The sequence below is a fragment of the Algoriphagus formosus genome (assembly GCF_002807035.1).
Lineage (GTDB): Bacteria > Bacteroidota > Bacteroidia > Cytophagales > Cyclobacteriaceae > Algoriphagus > Algoriphagus formosus.
In genome coordinates, this window is sequence record NZ_NIUC01000002.1 from 537,655 (window position 1) to 556,376 (window position 18,722).

17 protein-coding genes are annotated in these 18,722 nt (G+C 43.0%); 6 read left to right on the forward strand and 11 right to left on the reverse strand.

Features of this window, described 5'->3' with window-relative positions:
* Complete coding sequence (locus tag CDH51_RS08405) at positions 1 to 711, reverse strand: hypothetical protein (RefSeq protein WP_100628226.1); 711 nt, start codon at positions 709 to 711, stop codon at positions 1 to 3.
* A gap of 115 nt (positions 712 to 826) precedes the next feature.
* Between CDH51_RS08405 and CDH51_RS08410 the strand changes: the two genes are divergently transcribed.
* On the forward strand, positions 827 to 1,738 hold the full coding sequence (locus CDH51_RS08410; RefSeq protein WP_100628227.1) for a sugar phosphate isomerase/epimerase family protein: 912 nt from the start codon (positions 827 to 829) through the stop codon (positions 1,736 to 1,738).
* A gap of 422 nt (positions 1,739 to 2,160) precedes the next feature.
* On the opposite strand, the gene CDH51_RS08415 is transcribed toward CDH51_RS08410, so the two are convergent.
* From CDH51_RS08415 to CDH51_RS08435, 5 genes are all read right to left on the reverse strand, one after another.
* Entirely contained in the window at positions 2,161 to 2,664 is a 504-nt protein-coding gene (locus CDH51_RS08415) for a hypothetical protein (RefSeq protein ID WP_157807077.1), read from the reverse strand.
* 220 nt (positions 2,665 to 2,884) lie between these two features.
* A complete protein-coding gene (gene cysM / locus CDH51_RS08420; RefSeq protein ID WP_100628229.1) occupies positions 2,885 to 3,763 on the reverse strand; it encodes a cysteine synthase CysM in 879 nt (292 codons plus the stop codon).
* Position 3,764: 1 nt separating this feature from the next.
* On the reverse strand, positions 3,765 to 4,595 hold the full coding sequence (locus CDH51_RS08425; RefSeq protein WP_100628230.1) for a serine O-acetyltransferase: 831 nt from the start codon (positions 4,593 to 4,595) through the stop codon (positions 3,765 to 3,767).
* 20 nt (positions 4,596 to 4,615) lie between these two features.
* Positions 4,616 to 5,164, reverse strand: coding sequence for a hypothetical protein (locus CDH51_RS08430; protein WP_100628231.1), 549 nt, complete (start codon positions 5,162 to 5,164; stop codon positions 4,616 to 4,618).
* Positions 5,145 to 5,432 (reverse strand): FtsB family cell division protein, encoded by a 288-nt coding sequence (locus CDH51_RS08435; protein ID WP_100628232.1) that lies wholly within the window; start codon positions 5,430 to 5,432, stop codon positions 5,145 to 5,147. Before CDH51_RS08435 ends, CDH51_RS08430 begins: the two co-directional genes overlap by 20 nt.
* A gap of 192 nt (positions 5,433 to 5,624) precedes the next feature.
* On the opposite strand from CDH51_RS08435, the gene CDH51_RS08440 reads away from it, so the two are divergent.
* The 4 genes from CDH51_RS08440 to CDH51_RS08455 all read left to right on the forward strand — a co-directional run bounded on the left by CDH51_RS08440 (position 5,625) and on the right by CDH51_RS08455 (position 12,738).
* Positions 5,625 to 6,503, forward strand: a complete 879-nt coding sequence (locus CDH51_RS08440) for a sugar phosphate isomerase/epimerase family protein (RefSeq protein WP_100628233.1) — start codon at positions 5,625 to 5,627, stop codon at positions 6,501 to 6,503.
* Positions 6,504 to 6,548: 45 nt separating this feature from the next.
* A complete protein-coding gene (locus CDH51_RS08445; RefSeq protein WP_100628234.1) occupies positions 6,549 to 7,907 on the forward strand; it encodes a Gfo/Idh/MocA family oxidoreductase in 1,359 nt (452 codons plus the stop codon).
* 3 nt (positions 7,908 to 7,910) lie between these two features.
* Entirely contained in the window at positions 7,911 to 8,969 is a 1,059-nt protein-coding gene (locus CDH51_RS08450; protein WP_100628235.1) for a DUF6807 domain-containing protein, read from the forward strand.
* A 526-nt stretch (positions 8,970 to 9,495) separates the two neighbouring features.
* Complete coding sequence (locus tag CDH51_RS08455; RefSeq protein ID WP_100628236.1) at positions 9,496 to 12,738, forward strand: VPS10 domain-containing protein; 3,243 nt, start codon at positions 9,496 to 9,498, stop codon at positions 12,736 to 12,738.
* Positions 12,739 to 12,843: 105 nt separating this feature from the next.
* Here the strand turns inward: CDH51_RS08455 and CDH51_RS08460 are convergent, their stop codons facing one another.
* Positions 12,844 to 13,509 (reverse strand): TetR/AcrR family transcriptional regulator, encoded by a 666-nt coding sequence (locus CDH51_RS08460; RefSeq protein WP_100628237.1) that lies wholly within the window; start codon positions 13,507 to 13,509, stop codon positions 12,844 to 12,846.
* Between the two features lie 459 nt (positions 13,510 to 13,968).
* Here CDH51_RS08460 and CDH51_RS08465 point away from each other — a divergent pair, with 459 nt between their 5' ends.
* Positions 13,969 to 14,640, forward strand: coding sequence for a hypothetical protein (locus CDH51_RS08465; protein WP_100628238.1), 672 nt, complete (start codon positions 13,969 to 13,971; stop codon positions 14,638 to 14,640).
* A gap of 26 nt (positions 14,641 to 14,666) precedes the next feature.
* On the opposite strand, the gene CDH51_RS08470 is transcribed toward CDH51_RS08465, so the two are convergent.
* The 4 genes from CDH51_RS08470 to CDH51_RS08485 are packed head-to-tail and all read right to left on the reverse strand — an operon-like array spanning position 14,667 to position 18,633.
* Complete coding sequence (locus CDH51_RS08470) at positions 14,667 to 15,731, reverse strand: PCMD domain-containing protein (RefSeq protein ID WP_100628239.1); 1,065 nt, start codon at positions 15,729 to 15,731, stop codon at positions 14,667 to 14,669.
* Positions 15,728 to 16,432 (reverse strand): outer membrane beta-barrel protein, encoded by a 705-nt coding sequence (locus CDH51_RS08475; RefSeq protein ID WP_100628240.1) that lies wholly within the window; start codon positions 16,430 to 16,432, stop codon positions 15,728 to 15,730. Before CDH51_RS08475 ends, CDH51_RS08470 begins: the two co-directional genes overlap by 4 nt.
* Positions 16,429 to 16,884 (reverse strand): hypothetical protein, encoded by a 456-nt coding sequence (locus CDH51_RS08480; RefSeq protein WP_100628241.1) that lies wholly within the window; start codon positions 16,882 to 16,884, stop codon positions 16,429 to 16,431. Before CDH51_RS08480 ends, CDH51_RS08475 begins: the two co-directional genes overlap by 4 nt.
* Before the next feature lie 12 nt (positions 16,885 to 16,896).
* Positions 16,897 to 18,633 carry an alginate export family protein gene (locus CDH51_RS08485; RefSeq protein WP_157807078.1) on the reverse strand — a complete coding sequence of 579 codons (1,737 nt, stop codon included), beginning with the start codon at positions 18,631 to 18,633 and terminating at the stop codon, positions 16,897 to 16,899.
* Positions 18,634 to 18,722 lie beyond the last annotated feature (89 nt).

Below are 18,722 nucleotides of genomic sequence, written 5' to 3' on the forward strand. Positions count from 1 at the left end.
TTAATCAGTTTTGGAGGAGTTGGCGAGTTGGAGCAAAGCGACTAGGTATTTTCTTCGATCTTTATTGTAGTAGATCCGTTGTCGAGTGAGATTTTCCCGGATCGCCTTTTTTTGTACTCCGAGCACCTTAATCGCATCTTTCTTTTTCTTGACTGGGTAAAAAGCTCCTGCTTTGTACAAAAAGAAATCTTCGTACTCATCGTAATAGCCAATATAATCCCCCAATTCCCTTGCGCGTCTATCGACTTTGTAATGCTTGGACAAAAGCCTGAAATCTCCGGAGGCAATCACTTCATAAAAGCCATTTTTGTCATACAGATATCCTTCATTACCGCTCAGCTGTACAAACTCTTTCCCGTCAGACAGTACAAAACCATCAATTTTGGAAGGCTTGATCAAAAGCTTTTGTGAAAAGAGGGGATGAAAAGTGATCACCTGATCATAGCGAATATCATAAAGCAAAGGCACATCGGGATAAAAGACCCGATTGATGGTCAGTCCTCCATTTTCGAAGGAACGGGTATCCAAAAAAGGAAACCCATCATAATTCCTCGGAGGCTCCGGATACTGCGCACCAGTGATGAGCTCCTGAAAGAAAGGAAGCTGCTCCTGGTACTTATCCAGATTTTGAAGATTCTCGCTGACAGCTTGACCGAATGACGAAACCGTCAAAAATATCCAGCTACCTAAAGAAAAAATTATTTTATGCATGGTCGAAATTACAAGAGTTTCTAATCCGAGATTTTCTATTTTTAAAAATATCTTTAAGTGGCTTCCTTTATCGATAGAAGGGAAAATGCCTCCACCAAATTGTTAAAAACCTATTATGACCAATCGCCGACAAGCCCTCAAGACCCTCGCTCTTACTTCCCTAGCCGCAACTGCCCCGCTTATACAGACGAAGGCAAAAGACCAAAAGCTACAGCAATTTAAATTTTCCTTGAACACCTCCACGATACGGGGGCAAAAGCTGAGCCTCTCAGAAATGATTACTATCACCGCACGGGCAGGCTATGATGGAATCGAACTGTGGATGATGGAAATCGATGCCTATTTGGAGTCTGGAAAAAGTCTCCAAGCCTTGAAAAAGGAATTGGATGATGCGGGAATCGAAGCGGTGAATGCCATAGGCTTCGCGACTTGGATGGCGCAGGATCTGGAGAAAAGCAAAAAAGGCTTTGCCCAAATCGAAAAGGAAATGAATCAGCTCGCAGCCATTGGTTGCAAGCGCATCGCCGCTCCTGCAATCGGTGCGGAAGCGCCAGTGGACTTATTTGAAGCTGGAGAAAAGTATGCTCAACTTCTGGAGCTTGGCCGCAAAACCGGCTGTATGCCACAATTGGAGTTTTGGGGAGCCTTTCCACCTTTCTATCAGTTGGGGCAGGCTCTGGCGGTCGCAGCCATGGCTAATGATGCGGATGCCCGATTGCTGCCGGATATTTATCATCTTTTCCGTGGAGATTCCGGTTTTGATGGGCTGAAACTGCTCAGTGGGAATGCGGTAGAAGTATTTCATATGAATGATTTCCCCGGCACCCTGGCCAGAACAGAGCAAGAGGACAAGCATCGGGTTTTTCCTGGGGATGGGGTGGGGCCTTTGGCGGAAGTAGCTCAGACCTTAAAGAATATGGGCGGAAACAAAATTCTCTCCCTCGAGCTCTTCAATCCTAGTTTGTATGCCATGGATGCTGATGTAGTCGCCCGGACAGGTTTAGAAAAAATGAAGCAGTTTTTTTAAAAAGCACCAAGCCTTGAGGTTTTAAAATCTCGAGGGTATACTATGTTTTTCTTTTTATCCTTGATCATGCATTTGCCATATTTTCTTTGCTTGGCTTGTTGGAAGACCGATGACCGATGACCGAAGTCCCAGCCACGGCTGGCAGGCGAAGCTTCCGGATTTGGATCTTTTCAGCAGAAAATAAGCCTTCTTTTTGTCAATACTGATAGGAAATCCGATAGCCTTTCGCCGACGTGAGTGTCTCCACTCACGTGGACGTAAATAGGAAGTTTATCGGTTCGTGAAGACACGAACCTGGGCGGGGTGTAAATACACGAACCAAGACCGGGAATAAACTATCAACCCTTAAAACTTCTCCTCTTTACAACTTCCTCACAATCCAACCTTTTTCAAAGCACACTCGAAATGGGTACTTAAAAAAACTAATCAACTTTTATAAAGGTGCGCGAAGGGATAGGAATGCAGTTAACGTCAGAGTTAGCGTTAAAACAATTTTCCTGAAACGTAAACTGGCGCCGATTATTACTGAAAGACAAGGTTCCTTCAGGAATCCTAAAAAAATCAATTACTCCTGGTCGAAGCTCCTCCTTTGGTGCATATAAAGGAGCATTCCTATCTTTTGGGAAATAAAACAATCCATCAGAATAATAATATTGAAAAACATCTCCTTCTAAGTTATACCATGCGGTCGAAATCAGTCTATAACCTAAATCAGCCCCCGTTTCGATCTCTCTTACAGTCGATTTTAAATCAAAAAGACTGTCATTTTTAAAGGTATAACTGTCTACAAACCAAATATCCAAAGAATCGACAAAGGTTCGATTTTCCCATTTTCCTATCAGTGGGGACATTGGGTCTTCAGATTCACTACAAGAAAATATGCTTAGTATTAAAAATAAAGAGGAAACAGATAAGGGAGTTTTCATAAATAAGGTTTTGGTTGTGTAAGTAAAACGCGCCAATTTGATAAAGTGATACAGCTCCTCAAATATTCCTCCTCGCCGACGTGAGTGTTTCCACTCACGTGGACGTAAATAGGAAGTTTATCGGTTCGTGAAGACACGAACCTGGGCATGGAGCTTTCCAAATTTTTTCAATCTTCTAATCCTCCCAGGCGGACAAGTACTTTCAATTTTCCAATTCCTCTCACCCAAACAAATCCGAACTTAAATACCGGTCTCCACGGTCGCAGGTAATGCAGACAATTAGGCCTTCTTCGAGTTCTTCGGAAAGTTTGATAGCCGCGGTCAAAGCTCCTCCGCTACTCATGCCGGCTAGAATTCCTTCTTCCTTAGCCATTCGACGTGTCATTTGCGTAGCCTGTTCTTGGGACACATCGATCACCCGATCTACCCGTTCCTTTTCAAAAATTGCCGGCAAAAACTCTGGTGACCATCTTCGGATGCCGGGGATACTGGATCCATCCGTTGGCTGCGTACCTACGATCTGAATAGCTGGATTTTTTTGTTTCAAAAAGCGAGATACTCCCATGATAGTCCCGGTCGTCCCCATTGCCGAAACAAAATGAGTAACTTTTCCATCGGTATCATTCCAGATTTCGGGTCCAGTGGTTTTGTAGTGAGCTAGGTAATTATCCGGATTGGCAAATTGATTGAGCATGAAATATCCCTCTTTCTCGTTCATCTCTTCTGCAAGGGTACGGGAATACTCGATGGTTTTGGCAGCAGGCGTCAAGATGACTTTGGCTCCGTAAGCTTCCATGGAAAGTACCCGCTCTCGGGTAGAATTATCCGGCATAATCAGGGTCATATCCAGACCCAAGACCTTTGCCACCATAGCAAGGGCAATTCCGGTATTTCCGCTAGTAGCCTCCACCAATTTATCGCCCTTTTTGATCTCCCCTCTATCCAAGGCAGATTGCAGCATATTAAAAGCAGCTCGGTCCTTCACACTTCCTCCAGGGTTTTGACCTTCCATTTTGCAGAGAATCTTGACCTTGGGATTGACAGGAATATGCTGGAGCTCCACCAGAGGTGTATTTCCAATTAATTCAAAAAGCTTCATACTAGTCGTTTTTAAAGATATACAAATCCGTTTTGGATGAGTCGGCGTGGTGCATTTGGGCTTGGTAGTAGACCTTTGAGCCCGGATCAACTGACTTGGTAAGCCAGACATTTCCACCAATCGTACTATCTTTTCCGATGACGGTCTTCCCTCCCAAAATTGTCGCCCCTGCATAGATCACCACTCCATCTTCGATAGTTGGATGTCTTTTGCTATCTGCATCGGCCTTGTCCACACTCAATGCCCCAAGGGTAACGCCCTGATAGATTTTGACATGATTACCGATAATAGTCGTTTCTCCGATCACAACTCCTGTTCCGTGATCGATACAGAAATATTGCCCAATTTGAGCTCCCGGGTGAATATCAATTCCGGTTCGACTGTGAGCGATCTCCGTGATCATCCTAGGAATCAGTTTAATCCCCAAAAGATGCAACTCGTGTGCAATCCGATAGGCAGCAATGGCATAAAACCCTGGGTAAGACCTCAAAATCTCTGTGCGTGATTTGGCCGCAGGGTCACCTGCATACATGGCGTCCACATCCTGATTGATCCAATCGTAGATTCGCTCTAAATTGTCGAAAAACTGTCTTCCTAACTTCAGTCCGTCCTGCTCATGCAGATGGGTATTTCTCTGAAGAATCTTTGAAAGCCGCTCCTGAAGTTCCTCTATTCGGGCTTTGAGCTCGGATTTTTCTTTGATTTTCTGCACGGAATGCTCCGGGAACAACAATCCCAATAAGCTTTCAAAAAACTGCTGAATAACCTGTGGCGATGGACAATCCGAGCATTCTTGATGAGATTGATGGAGTTTTTCGAGAAATGAATTCATAGAATAGGCTTGATGTGCATTTACAACACAAAACCCACTCGAATCACATAAGGTTCACCATATGGCGAGCGTCGATTATCATGGAGAACATTGTAGAGAAAGGTAAAGTTGGCTCCGCCTCTACCACCTCCGAAGGGTGCAAAATAACCACCTCCCAGAAAAAGTCCATTTACCCAAATGCGCTCAAACCGTTCAGAGGCCAGATTGTAATTCTCAAAATTGATGGATTCATACTCGGCATGTAGGAAAATATTGGGGAGGACATTGTAGCGATTGAACAAGCGCCCGCCATAAGTGGAAGAGGATCCTCCTATAAATCTGCGATCGTCAAAATATTGATAAGTGATTCCAATACCTGCTGAATATTTATCAGTAATCATCACCCCCGCCAAAGGAGAGACATCGATCAAAGTCACAGTTCCAAATTGCATCCCAAAATTTCCTCCGAAATACAATCTATCCTTGAATGAGGTGCTGTCGCTATAGATCGGGCGCTGCGCAAAAGCTAAGCTTGAAAACAAAAAAAGGCCAAAGAAGATGGCCAGGAATTTATTTTTTGACAATAACATAGAGATCTTCGCTTTCTTTCTTCATCAGGTATTTTTCACGGGCAAACTTCTCCATAAGTTCCGGATTACTCATCAATTCTTCCCGCTCAGCTTTAATTTTTTCTTTCCGCTCCAGGTAATATTCTTTTCTATCCTCCAATTCAGAAAGCTTTCTGCTCAGTTTGAATTGATTGATCAAATTATTGGAGTCGATAAAAATCATCCAGCAAAGAAAGAAAGCCCCTGCCAAGAAATAGAAATTGGTGGTGAGTTTGAAAAATCTCTTCATGATGCTACAATTTAAAACAAAGGAGTGCAAAGTTCATGCAAATTTTAAAAGATCGTGGAAAAAAGAATCGCAATCTCTTTGATCATAGCTCCTGACTCATGCATGATAAATAGCCCGATTTTCCCGAATCGATTCCGAAGATTTTCAAGCCTTTAGGAATATTCTCCTCTCTTTTATCTGTATTTTAAGTGCATGGAAGTAGAAAAAATACACCGGAGAACATTCCTTAGAAATACTGTTTTGGTCACGGGATCTCTAGGCTTGCTGCCCTTTTCATCGGCTTTATCCGCAGAAAAGCGGTCCAAAATGCGTTTTGGGCTAGTCACCTATGAGTGGGGCAAAGACTGGGACCTTCCCACCCTTATCAGCAATTGTGAAAAGACAGGTGTGCTCGGGGTAGAACTTCGCACTCAGCATGCCCATGGTGTAGAAAGCAGCCTGAGTAAAGCCCAAAGAGCGGAAGTCAAAAAGCGATTTGCAGATAGTCCAGTTACTTGCTTGGGTTATGGAAGCAACTACGAGTACCATAGCCCTGACCCGGAGAAGCTCAAGCAAAATATTGAAGGAACCAAGGCTTACATCCAGCTATGTCATGATATCGGCGCCACTGGCATTAAAGTCAAGCCCAACTATTTACCCCCTGAAATCCCTCGAGAAAAGACCATTTCCCAAATTGCTGCTTCCTTCAATGAAGTGGGAAAATTTGCTCAGGATTATGGGCAAGAAATCCGGGTGGAAGTCCATGGACAGTACACCCAAGAGCTTCCGGTGATGAAAGCGATTTTTGACGAGGTCACCGAACCCAATGTGAAAATCTGCTGGAATTGCAATGAGGAGGATCTTCTTTCCCCAGGCCTGAAAGCCAATTTTCATTCAGTGAAAAATTGGTTTGGGGATACCGTGCATGTACGGGAATTCAACGTCGGGAATTACCCCTACCCGGACTTATTCAGGCTTTTCAAGGAAATGGATTATGAAGGCTGGATTTTGCTCGAAGCCAGAACCAAGCCAGCCGACCGAATAGAAGCCCTTCGAGAGCAACTCGAGCTTTTTAATGCACTAGTCAAATAGATTATTAATAAATCAGAACCCAAAATACCAAAACCCATACTAACCATGAACGATCAATCCAGAAGAGATTTTCTGAAAAAGTCCGCTTTGACCACTGCCGGAATCGGCTTCGGTGCGATGGCTTTTTCCCCGAAGAGTTACAGCCGCATCATTGGAGCAAATGATCGGGTGAATGTCGGCATAGTTGGTTTTTCTGACCGTGCCAAATATGCCTTGATTCCGGCTATGCTTGTCCATGCCAAAGAGATGAATTATCAGTTTACGGCCGTATCAGACATCTGGAGTCGGCGCCGAGACGAATGTCAGACTTATGTGAAGGATAAGGCGGATCTTTCGATTGCTGCCTGTAGAAACAATGATGAACTCTACGATCGAAAAGATGTGGATGCCGTCATCATCAGTACTGCAGATTTTCAGCATGCTCTTCATTGCAAAGAAGCCGTGGAAGCCGGAAGGGATGTATATGTGGAAAAGCCATTTGCCGAAACAATGGCAGACAATCGGGCGGCAAAAGAAGCGGTCCTCCGCACCGGAAAAATCGTACAGGTTGGTTCTCAGCGAAGAAGTGGTGCCAACTACCACGCTGCCAATAAATTTATCAAGGACGGCAAGTTTGGAGATATCGTAGCAGTGGAAATGACCTGGAATGTCAATCAACCGGGTCGCTGGAGACTACCCGAATTGACGCAGGAAATCCGCCAAGAGGATACAGATTGGGATCGCTTTCTGATGAATCGACCGAAAATAGCCTGGGACCCTAGAAAGTACCTGGAATTCCGCCTTTTTTGGCCTTTTTCTTCCGGGATTCCAGGACAGTGGATGGCGCATCAGATTGATACCGTGCATTGGTTTACCGACTTGCCGCACCCAAGAAGTGTAGCAGCCAATGGAGGAATTTACCTTTGGAAAGACGGACGGGAAAATTTTGACACCATGACTGCTGTATTTGATTACGGACCATTGGACGATGCCAGCAAAGGCTTTCAGGTGATCTATTCGTCTCGATTCACTAATTCGGCCGGCGGGACCAAGGAAATTTACTATTCTAATGCCGGAGAGCTCAATTTGGATACTAATAAAATAACTCCAAATGGCGGGCTGCGAGAAAATCATGCAAAACGAATGGGAATGAAAGAAAATTTACTTCCTGAAATGTCCCTTGCCGAGGCCGCTGCGGTGGAAACAAGCGCCAATACCGGTGTAGACAATCTCACATCAGCTCATATGCGAAACTGGATGGAGTGCGTTCGTTCCCGTCAAAAACCCAATGCAGATGTCATGGCTGGCTACAATCATTCCATCGCTAATATCATGACCACCGCTGCACTTCGCACCGGTCAGTTTGTAACTTTCGATGAGACAAAGCAAGAGGTCTTGGCAGGCGGTAAACCTTTCCAATATTAGGCCATGATTTGGATCAAAAAAATCAACTGGGGGACAGTAGCCATACTGCCGTCCCTCTTTTGGGGTACTCAAGGAACACTTCAGGCACAAACAGATCAAATCAAACTGGTCCAAAAGGATGCTGAGAAAAAAGTGGAGGTACTAATTGGAGACCAGCTTTTTACCAGCTACTACTATCCAGAATCCATCGCCAAGCCGGTATTATATCCTATCATTAGCTCAGGAGGAAAGGAAATCACGCGAGGATTTCCCCTAGCTCCAAGACCAGGAGAACGAGTGGACCACCCTCATCATATCGGACATTGGATGAATTATGGGGATGTAAATGGACTTGACTTCTGGAATAATTCAGATGCTATACCTGCTGATAAAAAAGAGCGGTATGGAACAATCAGGCATACGGGAATCTCCGAGATAAAGGAAAATAAAAATAGCGCAGAGTTAGCGGTGACCATGGATTGGTTGACTCCCGATAGCAAAGTTTTATTGAAAGAAAAAACCCGGTTTGTGTTTTTCTCCGAAGGAAAAAAACGAGGTATAGACCGAATTACTACCCTGACTGCTCAGGGAGAGCCGGTATTCATGAAGGACAACAAAGAGGGTGTCTTTGCTATTCGTGTAGCTAGGGAATTGGAGCATCCATCTGATAAGCCCGAGCTATTCACTGATGCAAACGGCAATCCTACCAGGGTTCCCAGCCTAAACAATGAAGGAGTTACGGGAAAATATCGAAGTAGCGCAGGAAAAGAAGGAGATGAAGTTTGGGGAACGCGAGGGGAATGGGTGACTCTGGATGGGGAAATTGATCAGGAAAAAGTCTCTGTCGTAATTTTGGATCACCTTGACAACCCGGGTTATCCCACCTATTGGCATGCTCGGGGCTACGGACTTTTTTCAGCCAATCCTTTGGGTCAAAAAGAGCTAAGCGGTGGAAAAGAAATTCTGGATTTCAAATTAAATCCCGGAGAGTCGGTCACCTTTCGATACCGGATTTTGCTTTACTCAGGAGAGCATCCCGATGACAAAAAATTGAATTCGGAGGCGAAGAACTTTTCAAAGTAATCTGTGCTATCTACCCGTATGAACTTGCCTAGAAGCGGTCATTTTTAGCTTTAAAATGAGACATTCTATTTTTTCATAGAATTTTCATAATGATTATCCGCAATCATGCCAGTAGTTCAAAATGGCCTCATCCCGATACATCGGGACTGGCCTCCGGATTCGCGGTTAATTTTAGGAGGGGAGGAAAATGCGGCTAAGCCGCATTTTCCTCCCCTCCCCAACTTTACACAGTAACGTTCGCCGAGCGAAGTCGAGGTGAACCTAATAAAATTTGGTTACTGGTAAGAAAGCGGACATTCATATTTTCCATTTCCCGATTTCAAAATTGCCACGATCTCACTATTGGCTGTTCTTGATTGTTTTTTTTGAATGATCTCTAGAAGAGCAGTGACCCTACTTTTTTGATGAAAGCTCTCCAATAAACTAATCAGAATTCGCCGCTTAGCCAGTTGAATTATTTAGGCTGAGAAAATTTAGCGATATTAATTGCTGTAGAAAAAACAATCACTGACCAAGTACTAATCACATGCGTAAACTTTATCTAATCATTTTGTCCTTTGCGCTTCTTTGGAGTCCTTCTTTTGCACAGAAGAAAAACTCCGAGGAAAAAGCCAAGGATCTAGCTTCTCAAAGCTTCTCGGCATTTGCCTGGAGAAATATCGGGCCTGCATTCACCTCAGGCCGAATTGCTGACATTGCCATTCACCCAAACAACCGTAATGTCTGGTATGTAGGCGTAGCATCTGGTGGCGTCTGGAAAACCGAAAATGCAGGTACTACCTGGACTCCTATTTTTGACGATCAGCCTGTATTTGCCATTGGCTGTGTCACTATTGATCCTGTCAACCCAAATCGTGTTTGGGTGGGAACTGGTGAAAACAACGGCGGTCGACACATCTCTTTCGGGGATGGGGTCTACCTCAGCGAAGACGGTGGATCCACCTGGAAAAATATGGGGCTGAAGGATTCGCAGCACATTGGAAAAATCATCGTTCATCCCGAAAATTCAGATGTGGTCATGGTTGCCTCTCAGGGTCCGCTTTGGAGTAGCGGAGGAGATCGTGGATTCTATCGCTCCGAGGATGGGGGAAAAACTTGGGAAAAGACTCTTGGAGATGAGGAATGGACAGGAGTAGCGGATGCTGTGATCGACCCAAGAAATCCTGATGTCGTGTATGCTGCCACTTGGCAAAGACACAGAACAGTAGCCGGATATCTTGGCGGCGGACCTAAATCTGGAGTTCACAAATCGACAGATGGAGGAAAAACCTGGACCGAATTGACCAATGGTATTCCCGGAGGAATCAAAGGAAAAATCGGTTTGGCGATCAGCCCTCAAAATCCAGATTATGTATATGCAGCGATTGAATTGATTAGAAGAACCGGCGGGGTATTCTTGAGTACCAATCAAGGCGCTTCCTGGACAAAAATGTCAGAAACTGTTTCCGGTGCAACTGGCCCTCACTACTATCAGGAACTGATTGCTGATCCTCATCGCTTCGGAGCGATTTACTTGATTGATGTTCGCATGCAGGTTTCCTACGATCATGGAAAAACCTTTAGCCTATTGAACACTGACGCTACCCACTCAGATAGTCATTCTCTGAATTTTATAGCTGATGAGCCTGATTTTATGCTTTTGGGAACTGATGGTGGTATTTACGAGACGCTTGACGGCACCAAAACTTGGAGATACATTAAGAATCTTCCGGTGACTCAATACTATAAAGTAGCTGTGGATGATGCAGCTCCATTTTATAATGTCTATGGAGGTACACAAGACAACGGATCTCATGGAGGTCCTTCCAGAACAGATGATGAAAATGGAATTCGCAATGCCCACTGGTCACGAGTGCTGGGTGGGGACGGACATCAGTCTGCCGTAGAACCAGGAAATCCAGATATTGGATATGCCGAATCTCAACAAGGATATTTGAACAGGCTGGATCGAATCACCGGTGAAGCGGTGTATATCCAGCCACAGCCAGGGGCTAATGAAGGCGAGGAGCGTTTCAACTGGGATTCTCCGATTTTACCAAGTCAGCATGTACCGAGCACCATTTATTTTGCTTCGCAAAGAGTATGGAAATCTACAGATCGAGGAGATTCCTGGACGGCGATTTCCGGAGATCTTACTACCGGTCGAGACCGAATTACAGAGCCCATCATGGGTAAAAATCAAAGTTGGGATCATGCTTGGGATATGTATGCTATGTCTGAATTCAGCACTATTTCTTCTCTCGGTGAATCCCCAATCAATCCCGATGTCCTTTATGCAGGTACGGATGATGGACTGATTCAATACACCACCGATGGTGGAGAAAACTGGAACAAAGTGCCAGTCAGTAGCATCCCCGGCGTTCCTAAAAATGCCTTTGTAAATGATATCCGTGCGGACCTCTTTGATAAGGCGACCGTTTATGTGGTCTTGGATAATCATAAGGAAGGCGATTTCAAGCCTTATGTCGCAAAGAGCACCAATTATGGGGCTAGCTGGACTTTGATTACAAATGGACTCCCTACTCCCCTACTTACTTGGAGAATCGTGCAGGATCATGAGAAAGAAGGGCTTCTATTTCTGGCCACCGAATTTGGGGTTTACTTTTCCATCAATGGAGGAGGAAAATGGATGGAGCTGAATGGTGGCTTACCGACCATTTCTTTCAGAGATATCACTATACAGCGTAGAGAAAATGATCTGGTAGGAGCTTCATTTGGAAGAGGCTTCTTCGTGTTGGATGACTACAGTGCCTTGAGAGAAATCTCAGAGGAGATGCTGGATCAGGAAGCACAACTTTTCACTCCTAGAGATGGCTATTGGTACGTACCCAAAAATGCTGTGAGATATATGGGCGACGACTATTGGTCAGCTCCAAATCCTGAGTTTGGGGTCACTTTCACCTATTTTATCAAAGAAGGTATGAGTACCCTAAAGGCCAATCGACAAAAGGCCGAAAAAGAAATGGGGGATGCCTCGATACCTTTCCCAGGTTTTGATGCCATTGAGGCAGAGATGATGGAAAAAGCTCCAGAAATCCACCTTGAGATTTATGATGCCGATGGAAACTTTGTACAGCGGGTGAAGGCAAAAAATGCTGCCGGCATTCACAGAATGACTTGGGATCTGACGATGGCAAGTCAGGGAGTCATTGATCCAGATCGTCTTCGAGCAGGAGGTTTTGGTGGTATGATGGCTTTGCCGGGCACTTACTCTGCCAAATTAGTAGCCTACAAGGATGGGGAAATGACTCCGATGGGAGAATCTGTTTCATTTGAAGTCAAACCACTAAGAGAAGGCGCATTGGAAGGAAAGAGTCTTGCTGAAATCAAGGCATTCCGAGCTGAGTTAAGTGAATTTGCCAACGAATTGACTTTGGCCGAATCCGACCTGGAGAAAGCTCTCAAGCAAGTTCAGGCGATGCAAGTGGCCGTCAGCAGATCCGAAAAAATGGATGCAGCTTTGGTCAAAGATCTCCATGAAGCTGAGATGGCTTTGAAAATGCTGGAAAGCAAAATGAATGGAAACCTGGCTAAGCGTGAGCTACAGGATAATAAAGCACCAACAGTCACTGATAGACTCTATGCTGCATACGGAGGCGCAACCGGAACTTATGGCCCAACAGGCATGCAAAAAGGAGCTCTTGAAGCTGGTAAAACAGAATTTGCTCCACTCAAAGCGGAATTAGGGCAAATGAAAGGAAATACCATCCCAGCTCTTGCCGCACGAGTCAAAGCCTTGGGTGCTCCACCAATTGATGGTTTAGATTAATCTTAAAAAAACCCGAGTTGAAAAGCTCGGGTTTTTTCTTCTAAAGACATAGAAAGCTGGAATTTTAAGCAGGAAGATTTCAAAAAAACAGGCCTTAAATCAAAATCAAGCCTCTTCTTGAGCAAAAAACTCTTCTACAGCCTTGGACTTTTCTTCCTTGCCTTTTTTGGTTAGGTATGGGTTAAAACACGCTAAAATCGCCTTTAAATAATCAGGCTTTGATTCAAAATAACTTCTTTCACTTTCTACTCTTTGGAAAATATTAATCCAAAATGAAGCGACAGAATAATACTGTAGCACAAATACATTAAACTCAGATTGATCCAAAAGACTGCTATCAATCAACCCCTGATTAACCATGAACTCTATCCGCTGATGGATGATCTTTTTATTATTGAGGTAGGATTCACGGATGTGTTTATTCACTTCAAAGTTATTATCCTCCACCAATGAAAAATTGATGACAGCTCTATACTCATACATCAAATCCATAACTTTTGAGATATAGCTGACATACCAAGAAAAACTGAACTGAATATCTCCCTGATGATATTGTAAAAAAAGGTGTTGCGCTTTTTCATTATACTCTTCTAAGATGGCTTTGAAGAGAATTTCCTTTTTTGGAAAGTAATTGGTGATCTTACTTTTTCCTAATCCAGTTTGTTGGCCGATTTCGGTGATTGTACTATTGATTCCATTTTTATTAAAAAATTCATTAGTATCTCTTAAAATCTTATTTCGAGTTAATTCCCCTTTACTTGCTTGCGGCATTTCTTACTTTTTGCTCTAGTTAACAAATGAATTTCAAAGATCAGCTTTTTTGATATTCCAACACAAGAATTCTCGATACAAGCGGTCAGAAATCACGAAAATCATACTAATTATTCCTCACTAACTCTTTGATCATTTGGATTTAAAAGAAAAAAACATTGCCAAATGAGCTCTTTCCTTGGTTCCTTTTAGTATGAATTCGCAGTTGAATGATAAAGCTAATTTGGGGAATGTAAACCGATCGGACAAAGCAAGTTAGTCTAAAATTAAAAATAGATTAAATCAATAAAGAAGGTGATTAGCAAAGTAAAAATATAACCTTATAAAGAAATGTATTGTAAAAAATAAAGTTGTATTTTTACAGGATTAAATTCGTTAAAAACAACTCTATACCTCCTTTAAAACTATTCAAAAGAAGATAGGAAAAGCAATAGCGTCAAGACCCAAATAAATTCCAAAATGACCACATTGAAAAAAAGTAAAGGAAAAAAAACCCGTGAAAACATTCTTTTGGAATCAAGAAAGATTTTGAATGAAACCGGAGTATTTTTGACCCTTCGAGAACTATCAAAAATCATCGGGATCACAATTGGTGGTATTACCAACTATTTCCCCACTAAGGATCACCTGTTTATGGGGCTAGCAGAAGTTTATGAAAAGGAGCTATCGGCACCTGAAATTTCAGAATCATTTAAAAATGACCCTTCGCTATATAGTATGTATACACTTTTGTCCAATATTATGGATATACAATTTGCAAACAGATCCACTATCCGTTTTATCTCTATAGCAAGTCAATCTCAGAAAACCCTTTTTGAAAAAGTGACGGAGACATGGAATAGCAGAAAAGAAAGACCAATAGCAATGGTAGAAGCTTTAGTACACAAAGGGTTTCTCCTTGATTCAATTCTGGATGAATTTCACCTTCGGGTATTTCGATTTCAATTTATCAATACATTGACGACCTGGATTTCATCGTATTCACTATACGACTTTGATATACCTTATAATCAAATGAAGCCAATTTATTTAGCTGGAATGTTAAATACATTCGAGCCATTTCTTTCACCAAAAGGAGAAACTCAATACCGAGAAATATTAAAACAGTTGACAGAGAATTTAGAAAACTAATAACTAGTATATATAAAACTCTCTATTCAATAATTTAACTGAACAGAATTAATAATTAAAGTACTATTCACTCCACCTTCAAAGTTTGCCCCCTCTGCACTCGATGCAAACACTAAGCTAAGGTGGGTCACTTCATCATTTTCAGATCCAAACTGACCATTTGCAGGAAACCAATAACTAGGTGAGTCAGAAGGTATAGTACCATAGATGATGGGCACAGTTACTTCTCTGAATTCACTGATAGCTTCTCCGCTTCTTAGCCAGCCTGTTCCGATACGCTTAACTTCAGATCCGGATCTATTTTCGAGTAAAAGATAAATGTCTGCCTGATCTTCTTTCTCCAAAATCTGCCCTTGGCCGTTTCGGTAAACTTCCCCAGGAGAGTAGGAGTAACTTACTGTGAAACTTTTAGGTTTTCCGGAAAAAGCGATCCCAAACTTTGGGGAGTCTAGCGGATTAGAGATGTCTAAGACAAACTTCCCTGTAAACATCGAACCTGCAGCCATTCGCTGCCGAACCAACTGAGCCAGAGGTCCCAAATCCCGAGTAATCAATCTAGCCGCGAAATCCCCAGGAGCTACTTCGAATTTCTCAACATTGGCCTCCCCTAGTGTCACAACGCCTGCATTACCAGAAGCCCAGATCGTATTCTCGTCTTTTCCAGGTTCTTCATAGTTTTTACCTTCTGGAGTATACCAATCATCAAATCCAGAATTCTCCAATTGTTGATTTTCGGACTGCTTACTAATAAATACTTGATAACTTACAATCGAGCCATCTTCAGCCTCAACTTGATAAATGACGGGCTGATTAAAATCCTGAGGCTCACCTACTGCAGGAGTGACTCTAGCATACGAGCTCAGGCCTATAGAATCTGCTGCCAACTGAGAGATATCTACTCTCGAACCTACAGAGAGCCTAATCAATAAACTATCTTCCACAATTTGGGTATTCCCCAATTGGCCAGGAACCGTAAAATAGCGGATTTCTTTAAGTGAAGACTTACCAAAAAAATGCTCATCTATACATGAAAAGGTAAGTAATGAAATACTCAAAAGTGATAGGATGGTATATGCGCTTAATTTTTTCATAGGTAGACAGAAAAGCCAAGTGATAGTTCCAGTAAATTGATTCTCAAATTGAGATCACCAGTATTTACCTTTGAATCTGGTAAATCGGTTGTTTCGTTTGTAATAACAGTTCTGCTAATGCCCAATGCCCCGACATTCACCTCAAACCCAAAGTTTTTGTGGATAAAAACGAGCATTCCCGGCCGCATTTCCAATCCATAATAGAATCCATCCGTAAACTCCCTGGTCAATAAGCCGTCTGTCGTGGTTTCTTTGATACCATTCCCAAACCCAATCTGTAACTCCGTAGGGATGACGATGTAAAAGCGGTTGGTATTTCCTAAAGGGATGAAATTTTTAATATAAGGCCGAATTTCAAATCGTCTATCAGCTGAATTGACTTCAGATATAATCCCATCCGATGAGAGTTGTATATTTTCATCCTTGCGACTTCCATATAACAGACCGATTCCAACCCCTAAATTGTCTTTAATTATATAACCTGGATCTAGTCGAACATTGAATGCATTTCTCTGCTGCTCGACATAGGTAGCAAATAGCTGCCGATCATTTTCACCCACTCGGGAGTTGGCAGAAAGGCTCAAACTGCTGAACCAAGTACCTTTGGTGATAGGCACGCCATTAGAATAGTCCTTTTTACTCTGCCCTAAGGCAGACAAGGACACTAATATCAAAAGGGGAACAATTAGTTTTAATTTCATCTCTTCGTTAAATCACTTACAACCATTAAGTTAACCACAAAAGCTACAATTCCCGCAATTATTCCAGCCCAAACGGCTGCCATAACCGGAGAAATTTCTATTGAGCCTACCCATCGCTGCCACAGGACACCGAGTGTCACCACCATTCCAAAAGCAGAAAAAGCATATTGGAGCGATTTCAAGAAATATCTTGGGAAATAGGGAGGTTTATTCGGGATCTTGGTAGTGGCATAGGCTACACCCGAGAGGATAAATGCCAAACTTACGGCAAGAGGCACGGCTCCGGAGAAGAGCGTATGCGCCTCAGAAGAGATCAGATTGTCTGTAACCAAGACAGAATCCAGATTTTTCACCTGAAACCAATTAATCAGACCGTTAATAATGGCATTGATGACTCCTCCTGTGAGGGCTCCTTTCCATATTTCAGTTGGCGAATAAGTTTGTGTTGACATAGTTGATTATTTTTAGAAGAAGAGAAAAACAGTACCCTGAAAGGATAGCCAGTCTGGGGTTTTGGTTTCGAAGTTTTCAGTAATTGCTGCTCCAGGATCACCCCAGGTGAAAATTCCCAAAAACAGATAGTTTTTTGCAAAGAAATAGCGGAAAGTAGCAGTGACTTCCTGTCCAATGGCATTCGAACTGTAGCTTGTGATCGGAGGCAGTCCCCCTTGATTATTAAGTTGATCTGCTCGAAAATGGAAGTAATCTAAGGACACTTCTAGGTTTTGTTTTAGGTAACCTTTCAGCTCAACTCGGTGGGTAATGAAATTTCCATCTCCTGAAATTTTTCTGAAGTTCAGCCCTTGCACCCAGTTTCCTAGGCCGCCTGTGAGCAATGCATCATATCTCTCAAAAGTAGGCGTAGTGGGATCATCGCCTTGCATGTATGCATATCTGTAATAGAGCGATGGCCCTCCTTTCCATTCTTTCTTCAAAACCCCACCTCCTAGATACCAGCCCAAGGCCTGCATGTCAGCTGTTGCATGGGTTTGATAGGCAAGTTCAGATTTAATAAAAAGCCCCTTTTGTCCAATATTTTTAATCCAGAGTTTAGGATTGATGACCCGCAGCCCCTCCCAAGGAATTGGGTCTGTTGGTGTACCATAGCGAGATAGTGAATTGATAATGGAAATATAGCTTAGACCAACATCCCAATGTTGATTATCCTGAAATTGCAATGAAGACCCTAAGTATCGGGTGTCTGTCTGCCGATCTTTGAATAGCTCCTGTGGCTCTAAGTAAAACCCATCGAGATGGAACTTCCCGTAGCGGATTTTTGCCAAGCCCGTCATTTGGAAAGTTGTCCGCGAATTGAGGTACACACTTCCTCTATCTCCAGCATTAGCCGAACCGGAAAATTTGGAAAATAAAAACCCATCATTTAGTTGGAAAAATTGTCTTCCTGCCGAAATATCAATGTGTAAATTCTCCTTAGCTCCTAGCCTAGGAAGAAGTATACCGCCATACAGACGCTCCACCGCACCAAAAGCTGTTGCCCCATCAGAATATATATCGCTACTGTTTCTCCCCGAAAGCAAAAAAGAAACGGATGCGTAAGGGAAAATCTTAGAATTACCTAACTGGGTAATGCCGGCCAACCCAGGTTCGAGATAAAACTCTCCCCAAAACCTAGGCCCTAAGCCTGCTGGATTGGTTGCCACTGGATTCCCTTGAGAAAAAGCCTCCCCTTGTGCAAAAAGACCATTTTGCTCATGATAAAAACCACCTCCTCCATTCAGTAGCCAAGACAATTTGGACTTTTGTGTTTGGGAGATGACTGGAAATTTGGTTTTCTCCTTTTCTACCGGAGCTTTGGACTCACCTTCAGAAAGAAATGTCGCGGTAACCACAATGGTGACCGGGCCTCCAAGCTCAGTGTTATACAATTTATAGCTTGCAGATTTGATTTCCGGTTGTCTTTTCACCACTTCTAAAGCCAAATCCGCTGTAAATTGCCTAAAGCTTCCACCAGGTTGGATATGGAAGGATTCTGTGAAATTCGCCAATTCAGCTGAGTCAGCTAGGTATGTTTTTCCTTCTTTTTCTAGCAAGATAATCACCGAGCGAATAGGAGTTCCTTCCGAATTGGAGGGAATAGCCTCAACCCCAAAGGCGTTATTTTGCTGGGCTAGACTAGGTGAAGTTTCCAGAAAAAAAAGAAAAACGGCGCAGAAGAATAGTAATCGGTATAGTTTCTCCATATAAGTGGAGTTTAAAAGGCTGTTCCAAAAAGTCATATCACAAGGAGAACTTATTAATGTTTAAGGTGAAAAACCTTAGCTTCTAACAA